Origin of the sequence: Salmonella sp. 32070601201500089SM (assembly GCF_017573605.1) — a bacterium.
Taxonomy (GTDB): domain Bacteria; phylum Pseudomonadota; class Gammaproteobacteria; order Enterobacterales; family Enterobacteriaceae; genus Salmonella; species Salmonella enterica.
Map to the genome: position 1 here is coordinate 25,373 of NZ_JAGETK010000022.1, position 18,240 is coordinate 43,612.

General features: G+C 56.2%; 5 protein-coding genes and 1 other RNA gene. All 6 read left to right on the forward strand.

The window, feature by feature from the left end; translation table 11 throughout:
• Positions 1-528: 528 nt before the first annotated feature.
• The 6 genes from bapA (at position 529) to J4728_RS22790 (ending at position 18,117) form a co-directional block, all read left to right on the forward strand.
• The gene (gene bapA / locus J4728_RS22765) at positions 529-12,003 is read left to right on the forward strand and encodes a biofilm-associated protein BapA (RefSeq protein ID WP_208212464.1); all 11,475 of its coding nucleotides are present in this window, start codon (positions 529-531) and stop codon (positions 12,001-12,003) included.
• Between the two features lie 64 nt (positions 12,004-12,067).
• Positions 12,068-13,477: a TolC family outer membrane protein gene (locus tag J4728_RS22770; protein WP_208212466.1), complete on the forward strand. Its 1,410-nt coding sequence runs from the start codon at positions 12,068-12,070 to the stop codon at positions 13,475-13,477.
• Positions 13,474-15,654, forward strand: a complete 2,181-nt coding sequence (locus J4728_RS22775; protein ID WP_208212468.1) for a type I secretion system permease/ATPase — start codon at positions 13,474-13,476, stop codon at positions 15,652-15,654. Before J4728_RS22770 ends, J4728_RS22775 begins: the two co-directional genes overlap by 4 nt.
• Positions 15,655-15,661: 7 nt before the next feature.
• Entirely contained in the window at positions 15,662-16,825 is a 1,164-nt protein-coding gene (locus J4728_RS22780; RefSeq protein ID WP_072095627.1) for an HlyD family type I secretion periplasmic adaptor subunit, read from the forward strand.
• 71 nt (positions 16,826-16,896) lie between these two features.
• Positions 16,897-17,259, forward strand: a transfer-messenger RNA (tmRNA) gene (ssrA, locus tag J4728_RS22785).
• Positions 17,260-17,427: 168 nt separating this feature from the next.
• On the forward strand, positions 17,428-18,117 hold the full coding sequence (locus J4728_RS22790; RefSeq protein ID WP_208212470.1) for a phage integrase central domain-containing protein: 690 nt from the start codon (positions 17,428-17,430) through the stop codon (positions 18,115-18,117).
• The last annotated feature ends 123 nt before the right edge of the window (positions 18,118-18,240 follow it).

Here is an 18,240-nt window from a genome sequence, read left to right on the forward strand (position 1 = left end):
GCTTATCAATAGCAATAAATACCACACCACAACAAGAATATATTCTTTGTTTAAAAATTTTTATAGTCTAATAACACAATACTTCAAATGATTTTTATAAAATTTAATATTGCTGAATACCTTCACAAAAAGTATTGTTTTTATGTTAAAAGAGAAAAAGAAGAAAAAATTAAAATTCATTATAAAACATAAAGATAAATAAAAAATTATCATGTATTGTTAGCCCACCCTACATCTCCTTAACACAAACTCCGTTATATTTCAGACGCACTAACACCTTTATCAATAGATCTTAATTTGCAGAAAGATTTTTTTCTGACTATATCATCTAATACGAAAGCACTAGTCAGGCACAAAAAACAAAGGGTTATTCGGCGAGAAAACCAGACCTCCACCTACGCTCATAAAAAAGAATATGGCTACGGAAATTCATCTCTCACGATGAACGGGAAGGCTCGTCTACGCATTTTGCCCTGAACGTTGTGCCCGTTAATTAATACACAGAGCAAATCCATCAGGAGCTGATTTATGCGTCTACTCGCCGTGGTTTCGAAATTGACTGGCGTCTCCACCACTGTGGAATCCTCAGCGGTCACTCTTAACGCCCCGTCAATTGTTAAATTATCAGTGGCCCGGGAGGAAATTAGTCAACTTACGCGCATTAATCAGGATCTGGTGGTGAGGCTCCATTCCGGCGAAACGATCACGATTAAAAACTTTTACGTTACCAACGATCTGGGCGCAAGCCAGTTAGTACTGGCGGAAAACGATGGCACGTTATGGTGGGTAGAAAATCCGCAAGCCGGGCTACATTTTGAACAAATCGCTGATATTAATGAGCTGCTGGTCACTTCTGGCGCTTCCCATGAAGCAGGCGGCGCCGTTTGGCCGTGGGTACTGGCTGGCGCGGTGGCGGCTGGCGGCATTGCCGCTATCGCGTCTTCCGGCGGCGGCGATTCCCACCATCATTCGGATGGCGATAATCCGCCCCCCGATAACACCAATCCTGACGGTAATCCCCCTGATAACAGCAATCCCGGCGGCAGTACCCCCAACGGCAATACTCCAGGTAGCAGTAATCCTGTAGATACTACCCCGCCTCTCGCTCCCGGCGAATTATTGATTTCAGCGGACGGAAAAACGGTAAGCGGGCAAGCCGAAGCGGGCAGTACCATTACCATCAAAGATCCCTCAGGCAACGTCGTTGGCGAGGGCAAAGCGGATAGCGACGGTAAATTTAGTATTGATCTGACAGCGCCACAGATTAGCGGCGAACAACTTACCGTGACCGCGACTGACGATGCCGGCAATACCGGCCCATCCGCAACCATTGATGCGCCCAACATTCCTCTCCCCGATACACCGGTTATCACCGCCGCTATCGATGATGCCGCTCCCCTCACCGGCACGCTGAGCAATAATCAGTTTACGAACGACAGTACCCCCACTCTGGAGGGCACCGGCAGCGCAGGCACAGTCATCCATATTTACGCCAATGGTCAGGAAATAGGCTCCACAACGGTTGATACCAGCGGAAACTGGCGTTTTGCCATTACCAGCGCGCTAGCGGATGGGGAAAATCATTTCACCGCCATTGCGACTAACGTTAAAGGCGAAAGTAGCGAATCAGCCCGCTTTACGCTGACTATCGACACACTCAGCCCCGATGCCCCACGCGTTGAACTGATTGCCGATAACACCGGTTTGCTCACCGGGCCTCTACAGAATAATGACCGGACTGACGAGGCAAAACCGCTATTTTCCGGGCAGGGAGAGGCAGGCAATACCATCACGATTAAAGAAGGTTCAACCGTTATCGGCAGCGCTACCGTAGACGAAAATGGACGCTGGACCTTTACGCCGACTACGCCGTTAAGCGATGGCGAACATACCTTTACCGTCGAACAAAGCGACAAAGCCGGAAACACGAGCCGCGTGACGACAACGCCTACTATCATTGTGGACACCACACCGCCTGACGCCGCTATCATTGATAATGTTGCGAAAGACGGCACAACCGTTAGCGGCACCGCTGAAGCTGGCAGTACTGTGTCGATCTATGACCCGGCGGGAAATTACCTGGGCTCCACGATTACCGGAGAAAATAACCACTTCAGCATCACGCTGAATCCGGCTCAGACCCACGGCGAGCGTCTGGAAGCGCGTATTCAGGACGCCGTCGGTAACATCGGCCCCGCCACGGAGTTTACCGCTTCTGACTCACAGTATCCTGCCCAGCCGACTATCCTTACCGTGACGGATGACGCTGGCGCCGTTACCGGGCTGCTGAAAAATGGCGATGCCACAGATGATAACCGCCCAACCCTCAGCGGTACTGCTGAACCAGGCAGTACGATATCGATTAACGATAATGGCTTTCCTGTAGCGACCTTTCCGCCCATTGTCGCTGACGCTGACGGCAAATGGAGCTTTACCCCCTCGCTGGCGCTTGCCGATGGCGACCATGTCTTTACCGCTACCGCGACCAACGATCGCGGCACCAGCGGGCAGTCCGTCTCCTTTACCATTGATATCGACACGCAGCCGCCGGTGCTGGAAGGCCTGGCGGTTAGCGACGTCGGCGACAGACTCACCGGCACTACGGAAGCTGGCAGTACTGTGGTTATCAAAGACAGCCTGGGAAATACGCTCGGTAGTGGAACGGCAGGCGACGACGGTACCTTCTCAATAGGTATTAGCCCGGCGAAAATTAACGGCGAAACATTAAGCATTAGCGTTACCGATAAAGCCACGAATAGCGGTCCGGTAGAAACGCTGAACGCGCCGGATAAAACTGCGCCTGCGGCACCGGACGGTCTTACCGTGGCGACCGACGGTCTGTCCGTAAGCGGTCAGGCGGAAGCCGGGGCAACGGTCACTATCCGCGACAGTAGCAACACCGTACTTGGCAGCGCCGTCGCTAATGGCAACGGACAATTTATCGTTCCGCTGAATACGGCGCAGACTAACGGCCAGGCGCTTATCGCTACCGCCACCGATGTCGCGAAAAACGAAAGCGCCGCCGCGACGGTTATCGCGCCGGACAGTACCGCGCCGGAAATGCCGAAAAACGTGGTAATTAGTGAGGATGGCACCAGTATCAGCGGCACCGCCGAACCGGGTAGCGCCATCACGATCGCCACGCCGGACGGCAAGCCGCTTGGCAGCGGCAAAGCAGATGGCGAAGGTCATTTTACCCTTCCCCTCGTCCCCGCACAGACCAACGGCGAACAGGTTACCGTCACCGCCACCGACAGCGCCAACAATGTCAGCCCGCCAACCACAGCGCAAGCGCCCGATATCACCGCCCCGGATAAGCCCATTATCACTCAGGTGTTGGACGATGTTGAAAGCTTCACCGGGCCGCTGGTGAACGGACAAACCACCAACGACAACCGTCCCACCCTTAGCGGTACGGCGGAGGCTGGCGCGCGTGTCGAAGTCTTTGATAACGGCGTTTCGCTGGGACTCGCCACGCTACAGCCCAACGGCGGCTGGACGTTTACGCCGTCGCAAAATTTAGGTGAAGGCGCGCATCGACTGACCGTAATCGCAACCGACGCTAAAGGCAATGCCAGTCAGGCCGCGTCATTCGACCTGGTGGTCGATACGCAATCGCCGCAGCAACCGGTAATCACCTTCATTACAGATGATGCGCCAGGTATTCTCGGTAGCGTCGCGCATCTGGGGCTCACTAACGACAGCACGCCAACGATTAACGGTACAGGTGAACCGGGTTCCACAGTACACCTGTATCAGAATGGCGCCCGGATAGCAGATATTATCGTCGGTAATTCCGGCGTCTGGAGCTACGCCTACACCACGGCCTCGCCACTGGCGGACGACACCTACACCTTTACCGTGACGGCCAGCGACAGTAACGGCAACACCACGCCTTTTTCGACCGATTTTACGATTACCATTGATACCCAGGCCCCTGCCGCCCCCGGCGTTATCGGCGTAGCTGACGGCGACGGAAATACGATTGATACCAATCAGATTACCCAGGAATCCCAGCCCCGGTTGAGCGGTAGCGGCACCGCAGGCGACACAATCATCCTTTACGATAACGGCAATGCCATAGGTCAGGCGCTGGTCGGCACGGACGGGCGCTGGCAGTTTACGCCGCCTGCCGCGCTGGGCGACGGCGACCACCTTCTGACCGCTCGCGCCAACGATCCGGCGGGGAACGAAAGTCCCGAATCCCTCAGCTTTACCCTGCGCGTCGATACCCAGGCGCCGGATGCGCCGCAGATCGTGTCAGCCGCCATCACCGGCGGAGAAGGCGAGGTGCTACTGGCAAACGGCAGTATTACCAATCAGCGTATGCCGACCCTCAGCGGCACCGGCGAACCCGGCGCCATCATCACCCTGTACAATAACGGCGTAGAACTGGCTACCGTCCAGGTCAATCCACAGGGTAGCTGGACCTATCCGCTAACCCGTAATCTGAGCGAAGGATTAAACATCCTGACGGCCACCGCCACGGATGCCGCAGGCAATAGTAGCCCCACCTCCAGCGTTTTCTCCGTTACCCTTGATACCCAGCCTCCAGCGCAGCCTGACGCGCCGCTGATCAGCGATAACGTCGCGCCGGTTATCGGCAACATCGGCAATAATGGCGCAACGAACGATACCACGCCGACCTTCAGCGGCACGGGAGAGATCGGCAGCACGATAATTCTCTACAATAATGGCAGTGAAATTGGTCGCACAACGGTAGGCGATAACGGTAGCTGGAACTTTACGCCTGCGGCACTGACGCCAGAAACCTATACCATTACCGTCACGGAAACCGATAGAGCGGGCAATATCAGTCCACCTTCCGCCTCAGTCACTTTTACGCTAGACACCACTGCGCCCGCCAATCCGGTTATCACTTTTGCCGAAGATAACGTCGGCGAAGTCCAGGATACTATTGTCAGCGGCGCAACCACTGACGACAATACACCGGTCATTCACGGCACTGGCGACATCGGCAGCGTGATCACGCTCTATAACGGCAGTAGTGTCGTGGGCGTAGTCACCGTCGATGAGACCGGTACCTGGACGCTGCCGGTGACCAGCGCGTTGCCGGATGGCGTCTACACCCTGACCGCCATTGCCGCCGATGCCGCCGGAAACAGCAGCGGCGTATCGAACAGCTTTACCTTCACCGTCGACACCGTTCCGTTGCAGCCGCCCGTCGTCAATGAGATCCTCGACGATGTTGCACCAGTGACCGGGCCATTAACCGATGGCGCCTTTACTAACGATCGGACGCTGACTATTAACGGCAGCGGCGAAAACGGCAGCACCGTCACGATTTACGACAATGGCGTGGCAATAGGGACGGCGCTCGTCACCGACGGGGTCTGGACATTCAATACGCCCGAATTATCAGAAGCCAGCCATGCGCTAACCTTCAGCGCGACTGACGATGCTGGAAATACCACGGCGCAAACCCAGCCGATCACTATTACCGTGGATATCACTGCCCCGCCCGCGCCAACGATCCAGACGGTGGATGACGATGGCACGCGCGTCGCCGGACTTGCCGACCCTTACGCTACCGTTGAAATTCATCATATCGATGGCACCCTGGTCGGCAGCGCTGTCGCTAATGGCACCGGTGAATTCGTCGTTACGCTCAGTCCGGCGCAAACCGATGGCGGTACGCTGACGGCAATTGCTATCGATCGCGCGGGGAATAACGGCCCAGCTACGAATTTTCCCGCTTCCGACAGCGGTCTGCCCGCCGTCCCGGCCATCACGGCGATTGAAGATAATATCGGGAGCGTACAGGGGAATATTGCGGCGGGCGGCGCCACGGACGACACCACGCCGACGCTGCGCGGCACTACGGATATCGGCTCTACCGTTGAAGTTTTCATTGATGGCGATTCGGCAGGCTTTGCCACCGTTGACGCCAGCGGGAACTGGATCTTTGAGATCGCGACGCCATTAAGCGAAAGCACACATTACTTCACCGTCCAGGCAACCAATGCGAATGGCCCGGGCGGCCTGTCCGCACCGGTCGGGATCACTGTCGATCTTAGCGCGCCGGCGCAACCGGTTATTACCAGCGCAACGGATGATGTCCCCGGCATGACCGGTACGCTGGATAACGGCGCGCTCACCAATGATTCACGCCCGACGCTCAACGGAACGGGAGAAGCAGGCGCCACGATCCGCATTCTGGATAACGGCGTAGAAATCGGTTCCGCCACGGTAGATCAAAGCGGCAACTGGCGCTTCACCCCGAACGCGCCGCTGGAGAGCATCGCACACATCTTTACCGCCGTGGCGACCGATCCCGCTGGCAATAGCGGCCAGCCTTCGGACGGCTTTACGCTGAACATTGACGCGCAGGCGCCAGATGTGCCGGTTATCACCTCCGTGATTGACGATAACAATCAACCGACCGTCCCGGTGTTACCGGGGCAATCCACCGACGATCGACAGCCAATAATGAACGGAACTGGCGAACCTGGCGCGACAATCACCATTTTTGATAACGGTACGCCGCTTGGCACGGCTCAGGTAGGCGAAAACGGTAGCTGGACCTTCCCGGTGCCCCGCAATTTGTCAGAGGGAAGCCATAATCTGACGGTTAGCGCTACCGATCCGGCGGACAATACCAGCGCGGTCTCCGCGCCGTGGACGATCGTGGTCGATATTACGCCTCCGGCGATCCCGGTTCTCACCTCCGTTGTGGATGACCAGCCCGGTATTACCGGCAACCTGGTTAGCGGGCAGCTAACGAACGATGCGACGCCCACCCTGAACGGGCGCGGAGAGGCAGGCGCGACGATTAATGTCTATCTTGACGGTAATCCCGCGTCCATCGGTACCACGACGGTGAATAGCGACGGCACGTGGAGTTTCACGCCACAGACGCCGCTTGCAAACGGTAGCCACACTTTCACCCTTAGCGCCACCGATCCGGCGGGTAATAGCAGCGCGGTGTCCAGCGGATTTGTGCTGACGATTGACGCCACACCGCCCGCCGCGCCGGTTATCGCCAGCGTGGCAGACAATACGGCGCCGGTGACGGGCATCGTCCCCAACGGCGGCTCGACGAACGAAACCCGACCAACACTCTCGGGTACCGGTGAGGCGGGTACAACCATCTCGATTTATAATGGCAGCGCGCTGGTCGGCACGGCGCAAGTTCAGGCCAACGGTAGCTGGAGCTTTACGCCGTCTACCTCGCTGGGCGCGGGCGTCTGGAACCTGACGGCGACAGCAACCGATGCGGCAGGCAATACCAGCGCCGCGTCCGAAATACGCTCGTTTACTATTGATACCACGGCTCCCGCCGCGCCTGTTATTGATACGGTCTACGACGGTACGGGCCCCATTACCGGCAATCTGAGTTCAGGACAGATCACAGACGAGGCGCGCCCTGTCATTAGCGGCACCCGTGAAGCCAACACAGCTATTCGTCTCTACGATAACGGCACGCTGCTGGCTGAAATTCCCGCCGACAATAGCAGTAGCTGGCGCTACACGCCCGATGCCTCTCTGGCGACGGGCAACCATGTAATTACCGTCATTGCCGTTGATGCCGCAGGCAACGCCAGTCCCGTTTCAGACAGCGTTAATTTCGTCGTCGATACCACGCCGCCGCTGACGCCGGTAATCACATCAGTCAGTGACGATCAGGCGCCAGGCCTCGGCACGATCGCGAACGGCCAAAATACCAACGATCCTACGCCAACCTTCAGCGGCACCGCAGAAGCCGGCGCCACGATTACGCTCTATGAAAATGGTACGGTCATTGGCACGACAACGGCTCAGCCTGACGGCGCGTGGAGCGTCGCCACCTCAACGCTGGCAAGCGGAACGCACGTCATCACCGCCGTCGCCACCGATGCCGCAGGAAACAGCAGCCCGAACAGTACGGCTTTCACCCTGACGGTCGATACCACCGCGCCGCAAACGCCGATCCTGACGTCCGTAGTGGATGACGTCGCGGGCGGGGTCACAGGAAATCTCGCTAATGGTCAGATAACCAATGATAACCGCCCCACGCTGAACGGCACTGCCGAAGCGGGCAGCGTGATCAGTATCTATGATGGCAACACCCTGCTTGGCGTCACCTCGGCTAACGCGGGCGGCGCGTGGAGCTTCACGCCGACGACAGGGTTAAACGACGGCACGCGCATATTAACAGTGACCGCCACCGACCCGGCAGGCAACGTTAGCCCGGCCACCAGCGGTTTTACTATCGTGGTCGATACCCTTGCGCCAACGGTTCCGCTTATAACCAGCATCGTTGATGATGTCCCGAACAATACCGGCGCCATTGGCAATGGACAATCGACCAACGACACACAGCCGACGCTCAACGGTACTGCGGAAGCCAACAGCGCGGTAAGCATCTTCGATAATGGCGCGCTGGTCGCGACCGTGAACGCCAATGCCAGCGGCAACTGGAGCTGGACGCCAACCGCCGCGCTCGGCCAGGGAAGTCACGCCTATAGCGTTAGCGCCGCCGATGCGGCTGGCAACGTTAGCGCCGCTTCGCCATCGATAACGATTATCGTGGATACCATTGCGCCCGGCGCGCCCGGCAACCTGGTCATCAATGCTACCGGTAATCGGGTGACGGGCACCGCGGAAGCAGGCAGTACAGTGACGATTACCTCTGATACTGGTGTGGTACTGGGAACCGCCACCACCGACGGTACAGGCAGCTTCACCGCCACACTCACGCCCGCGCAGACCAATGGTCAGCCGCTACTGGCATTTGCCCAGGATAAAGCAGGCAACACAGGCATTGCCGCCGGATTTACCGCGCCCGATACGCGTGTGCCGGAAGCACCGATCATCACCAACGTAGTAGATGATGTGGGTATTTATACCGGCGCTATCGCCAACGGCCAGGTCACTAATGACGCACAACCCACATTGAATGGTACCGCTCAGGCGGGCGCCACGGTGAGCATTTATAACAACGGGGCGCTGCTCGGCACCACCACGGCGAACGCCAGCGGAAACTGGAGCTTTACCCCGACAGGCAATTTGACCGAAGGCAGCCACGCCTTCACCGCCACCGCGACTAACGCCAACGGTACAGGCAGCGTCTCCACCGCCGCGACGGTGATTGTCGATACGCTGGCGCCCGGTACGCCGTCAGGTACGCTCAGCGCCGATGGCGGCTCACTTTCCGGACAGGCAGAGGCAAACAGCACCGTAACCGTCACGCTGGCGGGCGGCGTGACGCTCACCACCACCGCCGGCAGCAACGGCGCATGGTCTCTCACCTTGCCGACAAAACAAATTGAAGGCCAACTCATTAACGTGACGGCCACTGACGCTGCGGGTAACGCCTCCGGCACGTTAGGCATTACCGCACCGGTTCTGCCGCTGGCGGCAAGGGATAACATCACCAGTCTTGATCTGACCTCGACCGCCGTCACCAGCACGCAAAACTATTCGGATTACGGCCTGCTGCTGGTTGGCGCGCTTGGCAATGTCGCCTCGGTTTTGGGTAACGATACCGCTCAGGTTGAGTTCACCATTGCTGAAGGTGGTACGGGCGACGTCACCATCGATGCCGCCGCAACGGGAATCGTGCTTTCACTGCTCAGTACTCAGGAGATTGTGGTACAGCGCTACGACACCAGCCTCGGCGCCTGGACGACGATCGTCAACACCGCCGTTGGCGACTTCGCGAATTTGCTTACCCTGACCGGGAGCGGCGTTACCCTGAACCTGAGCGGACTGGGCGAAGGCCAGTACCGGGTACTCACTTATAATACCAGTCTGCTCGCCACCGGGTCATATACCAGCCTGGATGTCGATGTACACCAGACCAGCGCAGGTATTATTAGCGGGCCAACCATCAGTACCGGCAACGTCATGGCTGATGATACCGCGCCGACGGGCACCACGGTCACCGCCATCACCAACGCCAACGGCGTCAGTACGCCGGTCGGCGCGGGTGGCGTGGATATCCAGGGACAATACGGCACGCTGCACATTAATCAGGATGGCAGTTACACCTACACGCTGACTAAGCCCACGGCGGGATACGGACATAAAGAGAGCTTCACCTACACCATCACCCAGAATGGCGTCGGTAGCAGCGCCGCGCAACTGGTTATTAATTTGGGTCCCGCGCCTGTACCGGGCAGCGTGATAGCGACAGACAATAACGCCTCTCTGGTCTTTGATACTCACGTTAGCTACGTCAACAACGGTCCCTCGACACAAAGCGGCGTCACGGTATTAAGCGTCGGACTTGGTAATGTACTGAACGCGAATCTGCTTGATGATATGACTAATCCGATCATCTTTAACGTTGAAGAAGGCGCTACGCGAACCATGACGTTACAGGGAACCGTCGGCGGCGTCTCACTGGTTTCCACGTTCGATCTGTACGTTTATCGCTTCAACGATGCCATTCAGCAATATGAGCAGTTCCGGGTGGAAAAGGGCTGGATTAACACCCTGCTGTTAGCCGGACAGTCCCAGCCGCTGACCCTGACGTTGCCTGGCGGCGAATACTTGTTCGTGCTGAATACCGCCAGCGGCATTAGCGTCCTCACTGGCTATACGTTGGCGATTTCCCAGGACCACACCTATGCCGTTGACAGTATCACCGCCAACACCACCGGCAACGTACTGACCAATGATGTCGCCCCTACGGGCGCCCTCCTCACTGAAGTAAACGGCGTGGCGATTGCGGCGACCGGCACGACGGAGGTAAACGGGCTGTATGGCTCGCTCATCATTGACGCAAGAGGCAACTATACCTACACGCTGAAGAACGGCGTCGGCGCCGACAGCATTAAAACGCCGGACAGCTTTATCTATACGGTCAAAGCGCCAAACGGCGATACCGATACGGCCTCGCTCAATATCACGCCAACCGCCAGGGCGCTGGATGCGATTAATGATGTCAGCGATACCCTTAGCGTCGCCACGCTTCAGGATACCGCTGCCTGGCTGGACTCCAGCGTCGGCAGCGCCAGTTGGGGGCTACTCGGCAAATCGGGCAGCGGGAGCGGCACCTTTGACGTTGCAACGGGCACCATACTTAAAGGCGCGTCACTGGTCTTTGATGTCTCCACGCTCATTACGCTGGGTAATCTGAATATTAGCTGGGCCATTCAGGAGAACGGGACCGTCATACGCAACGGAACCGTTCCGGTGGCGAATATCACGCTGGGCAGCGCGACGGTGACCGTCAACCTGAGCGGCCTGGAGCTGGATGCCGGAACGTACACGCTTAACTTTACCGGTACCAATACCCTGGCCGGGGCGGCGACGATCACGCCACGCGTCATCGGCACAACCGTCGATCTGGATAATTTTGAAACGTCCGGAACGCATACCGTTCTCGGCAATATTTTTGACGGCAGCGACGCGGCGGGGGCGATGGATCAGCTTAATACGGTGAATACCCGCCTGAGCATTAGCGGGTATAACGGCAGCGCCGCCACGCTGGACGCCGCGGCGAATACCACCAGCGCCACGATTCAGGGACATTACGGCACATTGCAAATTAACCTTGATGGCGCTTACACCTACACCCTGAATAATGGCGTCGCGATGTCGTCCATCACCAGTAAAGAGGTCTTTACCTATCAACTGGATGACAAGATGGGTCATACGGATAGCGCCACATTGACCATTGATATGGCGCCGCAAATCGTCAGTACCAACCAAAACGATGTTCTCATCGGCTCCGCCTATGGCGATACGCTGATTTACCACCTGTTAAACGGCGCGGACGCGACCGGCGGCAACGGCGTCGATCGCTGGCAAAACTTCTCTACCGCGCAGGGCGACAAGATCGATATCCACGAACTGCTGACGGGATGGGATCACCAGGCGGCGACGCTGGGTAACTTTGTTCAGGTTCATACCAGCGGCGCCAATACGGTGATATCCGTCGATCGCGACGGCGCCGGCAGCGCGTTTAAATCAACCGACCTTGTCACTCTGGAGAATGTGCAGCTCACGCTAAATGATCTGTTGCAGAACAACCACCTGATAACCGGCGGTTGATAAAAAAGCCCCGAACGCCACGACGTTCGGGGCAACAAGCGGTGATATTTAAAAGGGATAAACTATGGGAAGAGTCGCGCCTGTCGCCATCGTACTGGCATTTGCTTTGTTTCATCACCAGCCCCGGGGCGCAGAAGCGCCGCCAATGATTACATCCGAAGGATTAGCAACGGACCAGATGCTTCCTTCGCTGGATGGCTCCGCCGCTGAGTTGCCGCTCAGCGCCGCCGCGCCGGGCAACCTGACGCTCAATGACGCGGTCAATCGCGCCGTTAACTGGCATCCTTCTATTCGCGAAGCCATCGGCAAACTGCTCGCACAGAATGAACAAATAGAGGTCGCCAAATCGAAATATTATCCGCAAGTCAGCGCTGGCGTGAACAATGGGTACAGCAATACCTACACCGATCACGGGTATAGCCCCTCGCTGGTGCTGTCGGTATCGCAAATGCTTTATGACTTCGGCAAAGTGGCAAGCCAGGTTCGCGCCGAAACCGCAGGCGCAGCGCAGCAACAGGCCAATGTGTTGCTCAGTATTGATACCGTCGCGCACGAAACCGCCAACGCCATTGTACAAACGCAGAGCTGGCAGCAAATGGTAGAAGCGGCGGAAGAACAGCTCGTCGCGCTGGACGGCATCGGTAAACTTATCCAGCAGCGCAGCGATGAAGGCGCTACGTCGCTATCTGACGTGGTGCAAACCGAAGCCAGAATCGAATCCGCCCGCTCGCAACTGGCGCAGTATCAGGCCAATCTCGATAGTGCGAAAGCCTCACTGATGAGCTGGCTGGGCTGGAATTCGCTTAACGGCATCAATAATGACTTCCCGGCGAAACTCGCTCGCAGCTGTGAGACGGCGACTCCCGACGATCGACTGGTGCCCGCGGTACTGGCCGCCTGGGCGCAGGCCAACGTTGCGCGGGCGAATCTGGACTATGCCAGCGCGCAAATGACGCCGACGATTTCGCTCGAACCTTCTGTACAACATTATCTTAATGATAAATATCCCAGTCATGAAGTGCTGGATAAAACCCAGTATTCCACCTGGGTAAAAGTTGAGATGCCGCTTTATCAGGGCGGAGGGCTGACTGCCCGACGCAACGCCGCCAGCCATGCGGTAGACGCGGCTCAGTCGACCATTCAGCGCACCCGGCTTGATGTCCGCCAGAAACTGATAGAGGCGCGCAGCCAGGCAATGAGTCTTGCCAGCGCGTTACAAATCCTTCGTCGGCAACAGCAGCTTAGCGAACGCACGCGCGAACTGTATCAGCAACAATACCTTGACCTCGGTTCCCGCCCGCTGCTCGACGTGCTTAATGCGGAGCAGGAAGTTTACCAGGCGCGTTTTGCCGAACTGCAAACGGAAAGCCAGTTGCATCAGTTGCAACTGAACTGTCTGTATAACACCGGCGCGCTTCGTCAGGCGTTCGCGTTAAATCATCGCAGCATTCAATCCGTGGAGATCCAGCCATGACCCGCGCCGCCCCCGATGTAGAAGAGGTACTCAGTGAGCGCGCGCTGAGCCAATGGGCGCAGGCCATCAGCCATGTCGCCGGTCATTATCGCGTTGCCTGTTCTCCCGGTTCAATTCAGGCCAACGCCCCGTGGTTTAGGGGTAAAAGCAGAACGACCGCCTTAACGCAGCTCGCGCGGCAGGCGGGTTTATCCTTTCATGCGCCGGACATAGACAAAACGGCATTTAGTCAGTGGCGATTGCCGTTGGTTGTCGAGCTCCGGGACGGGCAGTTATTGGTCATCGAACATGTTAATGGCGAAGAGGCGGTAGACGTTTTTGTGATTGAAGAAGAGGGTCAGCGTAACCGCCTGACGCTCAGCGAGTTATTGCCGGAGATCCTCTATGTTGCCGCGCTACGCCCGCTATCGGCGCTCAAGGATAGCCGCGTCGACCGCTATATCTCCCGCTTTAAACCCGACTGGATGCGCGAGCTGGTTCTGCAGGATATTCGCCCTTATTTACCGGTAATGGTCGCCGCCTTTCTGATTAACGTGCTGTCGCTGGCCGGGATTGTGTTCTCTATGCAGGTTTACGATCGGGTGATCCCCGCTCAGTCATATCCTACCCTGTACGTTCTCTCCTTCGGCGTGCTGGTAGCGGTGCTGTTCGGTTTTCTGCTGCGTGAAGCGCGTACGCACATTATGGACGTGCTCGGTAAACGCGCCGATATGCGCATTTCCGATCGGGTATTCGGTCATGCGTTAAGGCTGCGCAACAGCGCTATTCCCCGTTCCACAGGCAGTTTTATCTCGCAGTTACGCGAACTGGAGCAGATCCGCGAGATGATTACCTCTTCAACGCTGGCGACCATTGTCGATCTGCCTTTCTTTTTCCTGTTTATGATAGTCTTGGCGATTATTGCCCCACCGCTGGCATGGATAGCGCCCGTGGCGGCTCTGCTGATGATCCTGCCGGGCGTCGCACTGCAAAAAAAACTGGCTGTCCTCGCCAACCAGGCCGCCCACGAAGCGACGCTACGCAATGCAGTCTTGGTCGAAAGCGTTCAGGGGCTGGAAGATATTAAACTGATGCAGGCGGAGAACCGCTTTCTTCAGCAATGGAATAGCTATATCCGTATTACCGGCGAGTCGGGTCTACGCACCCGCAAACTCACGCAAGGGCTTATCAGTTGGGGGATGTCGGTACAAAGTCTGGTGTATGCCGCAGTGATTATGTTCGGCGCGCCGATGGTCATTGAAGGCAGTATGACTACCGGCGCCGTGGTCGCCGCGTCGATGCTCGGCTCGCGGATGATCGCGCCAATGGCTAACCTGTGCGGCGTGCTGGCGCGCTGGCAGCAGGTGAAAGCGGCGAAGATGGGTCTCGACAACATTATGCAACTGCCCACCGAGACACAGCATGACGATAGCCTGATACACCGCGACATCCTCCACGGGCATTACCTCTTTGAAAACGCTCAGTTTCGTTACCATAACGACGATCAACGCATACCGCTGCGCCTCGTGCGTCTGGAGATCATGCCAGGCGAGCGGATTGCGATACTGGGGCGTAACGGCGCGGGTAAATCCACACTTTTACAGGCGATGGCGGGCGGCCTGGAGATGATTCAGGGAGATGCCCGGCTTGATAATCTCAGCTTGTCGCACATCGATATGGCGGATTTACGCCGCAACATCGGCTTTCTTAGCCAGAACGCGCGGCTTTTCTTCGGCACCCTACGAGAGAACCTGACGCTCGGCGCGCCGCACGCCAACGATGAACAGATTTTTGACGCGCTCGAAGTCAGCGGCGGCGCCGTCTTCGTCAGGCGGCTGGCAAAAGGGTTGGATCATCCCATTATGGAGGGTGGTAACGGCCTGTCCGGCGGGCAGCGTCAGTCCCTGTTGCTGGCGAGAATGCTGCTGCGCTCCCCCAATATTGTGCTACTTGACGAACCCAGCGCCTCGCTGGACGAGCATACGGAACGAGAGTTTATTCAGCGGTTACATCAGTGGCTTGGCAATCGAACCCTGGTCGTCGCGACGCACCGGGTACCAATACTGGAGCTGGTTGAGCGTGTCGTTGTCCTGAAAGAAGGACAACTGGTGATGGATGCGCCAAAAGCGCAGGCGCTTAACGCGGATCGGATGCAAAGTCACCGTCGGGAGTGGAAAAATGAAAATCAATCAGCATGATGCCGCGATGGACGATCCCGATATTCAGCGTGAACGGGCGTTTTCCGGCGCGGGTCGTATTGTTCTGATCTGCTCACTGTTATTTCTCATTTTCGGCATCTGGGCGTGGTTTGGCCGACTGGATGAGGTTTCCACCGGCAACGGGAAAGTGATCCCCAGTTCACGCGAACAGGTTCTGCAGTCGCTGGATGGCGGCATTCTGGCGCAGTTGACGGTGCGGGAAGGCGACAGAGTTCAGGCTAACCAGATTGTCGCCCGGCTTGATCCGACGCGTCTGGCGTCCAATGTGGGTGAAAGTGCGGCAAAATATCGCGCTTCACTCGCCTCCAGCGCACGGTTAACCGCGGAAGTCAACGACTTACCTCTCGCCTTCCCCGCTGAGCTGAACGGCTGGCCGGACCTGATTGCCGCAGAGACGCGTCTCTATAAAAGCCGCCGCGCGCAACTGGCCGATACCGAAGCCGAGCTACGGGATGCGCTGGCGTCGGTTAATAAAGAGCTGACCATTACCCAGCGGCTGGAGAAAAGCGGCGCGGCCAGTCATGTTGAAGTGCTGCGCCTGCAACGACAAAAAAGCGATTTAGGCTTAAAAATTACCGATCTGCGCTCACAATATTATGTGCAGGCACGCGAAGCGTTATCAAAAGCGAACGCTGAGGTCGATATGCTCTCCGCCATTTTAAAAGGACGCGAGGATTCCGTCACCCGCCTCACCGTGCGTTCGCCGGTACGCGGCATTGTTAAAAATATCCAGGTCACGACGATTGGCGGCGTGATCCCGCCTAACGGCGAGATGATGGAGATAGTGCCGGTAGACGATCGTCTGCTGATTGAAACCCGCCTTTCGCCGCGTGATATCGCCTTTATTCATCCCGGCCAACGCGCATTGGTTAAAATTACTGCTTACGATTACGCCATTTACGGCGGGCTTGACGGCGTGGTGGAGACCATTTCACCGGACACCATTCAGGATAAAGTGAAACCGGAAATTTTCTACTATCGCGTGTTTATCCGCACCCACCAGGACTATCTACAAAATAAATCAGGACGCCGTTTTTCGATTGTTCCAGGCATGATCGCCACGGTGGATATCAAAACCGGTGAAAAAACCATTGTCGACTATTTAATCAAACCGTTTAATCGCGCGAAAGAAGCGCTGCGCGAGCGGTAAATCGTTGAAGATAAGAAGATACGGGGGCTGGTCACGCGTGTCACAAGTCTGTTATACTTACCTTACACATTGGGGCTGATTCTGGATTCGACGGGATTTGCGAAACCCAAGGTGCATGCCGAGGGGCGGTTGGCCTCGTAAAAAGCCGCAAAAAAATAGTCGCAAACGACGAAACCTACGCTTTAGCAGCTTAATAACCTGCTTAGAGCCCTCTCTCCCTAGCCTCCGCTCTTAGGACGGGGATCAAGAGAGGTCAAACCCAAAAGAGATCGCGCGGATGCCCTGCCTGGGGTTGAAGCGTTAAAACGAATCAGGCTAGTCTGGTAGTGGCGTGTCCGTCCGCAGGTGCCAGGCGAATGTAAAGACTGACTAAGCATGTAGTACCGAGGATGTAGGAATTTCGGACGCGGGTTCAACTCCCGCCAGCTCCACCACTTTTTAGTAAAGTAAAGTCTACTAAAGACTATCAAGGCCGCACCTCACAAGGGTTGCGGCCTTTTTCATGTCCAGTGAAGTCTACTGAGAATTGCTAGAAACTACTTGTTATGACACCCTATTTAGTACCCCGACCATTCAGGCTACTAAAAATGGGATACTAAAAAATGGCAAGAATCGTTACTAAGCTCAACGACACTCAGATCAAGAAGGCCAAGGCAACAGACGATAACAAAGAGATAACACTGTATGATGGCGATGGCTTGATGTTGAGAGTTAAGCCCAGTGGTAAGAAAGTGTGGTATTTCAACTATCAAGTGCCAGCGACCAAAAAACGAACAAAAACAAAATTAGGAAACTACCCTCATCTTACCCTTGCTCGTGCTAGAGCAATGCGTGATGAATACCTGTCACTGCTCGCAAACGGCATCGACCCACAAGTTCATAATGAAAAAGTGGCTAATGACCTGAAAGATGCTACTGAAAATACATTGCAAGCAGTTGCTGAACGCTGGTTAGAAGAGAAGAAGAAGACAGCAGGACTCTCGCAAGACCACGCTAACGATATCTGGCGTAGTCTTGAAAGAAACATCTTTCCAACGCTGGGTAATGTTCCTATCAAAGAGATTCGCCCCAAAATGCTCAAGCAGCATCTAGACCCAATTGAGCAACGAGGTGTACTTGAAACTCTACGCCGCATCATTTCTCGCCTGAATGAAATTTTTCGCTATGCTGCCACGGAAGAGCTTATAGAGTTCAATCCTGCCGACAATCTCGCTCAGCGTTTCAGTAAGCCTAAGAAGCAAAACATGCCAGCCCTTCCACCCGATGAGCTACCACGCTTCATGGTTGCTTGAGTTGCCACGGATAATCTAGACACTTTCGAGTCGTCGGTAATATCGGTTTTCATATTCTGTCGGTGGCATCTTATCGCTCGAACCATGCCGACGCTTACTGTTATAAAACATTTCGATGTAATC

What these genes read in the sequence shown, in the direction of transcription:
- J4728_RS22790 (WP_208212470.1), top strand. Translation starts at nt 17,428, where the DNA reads ATGGCAAGAATCGTTACTAAGCTCAACGACACTCAGATCAAGAAGGCC.
- J4728_RS22770 (WP_208212466.1), top strand. Translation starts at nt 12,068, where the DNA reads ATGGGAAGAGTCGCGCCTGTCGCCATCGTACTGGCATTTGCTTTGTTT.
- bapA (WP_208212464.1), top strand. Translation starts at nt 529, where the DNA reads ATGCGTCTACTCGCCGTGGTTTCGAAATTGACTGGCGTCTCCACCACT.
- J4728_RS22775 (WP_208212468.1), top strand. Translation starts at nt 13,474, where the DNA reads ATGACCCGCGCCGCCCCCGATGTAGAAGAGGTACTCAGTGAGCGCGCG.
- J4728_RS22780 (WP_072095627.1), top strand. Translation starts at nt 15,662, where the DNA reads ATGGACGATCCCGATATTCAGCGTGAACGGGCGTTTTCCGGCGCGGGT.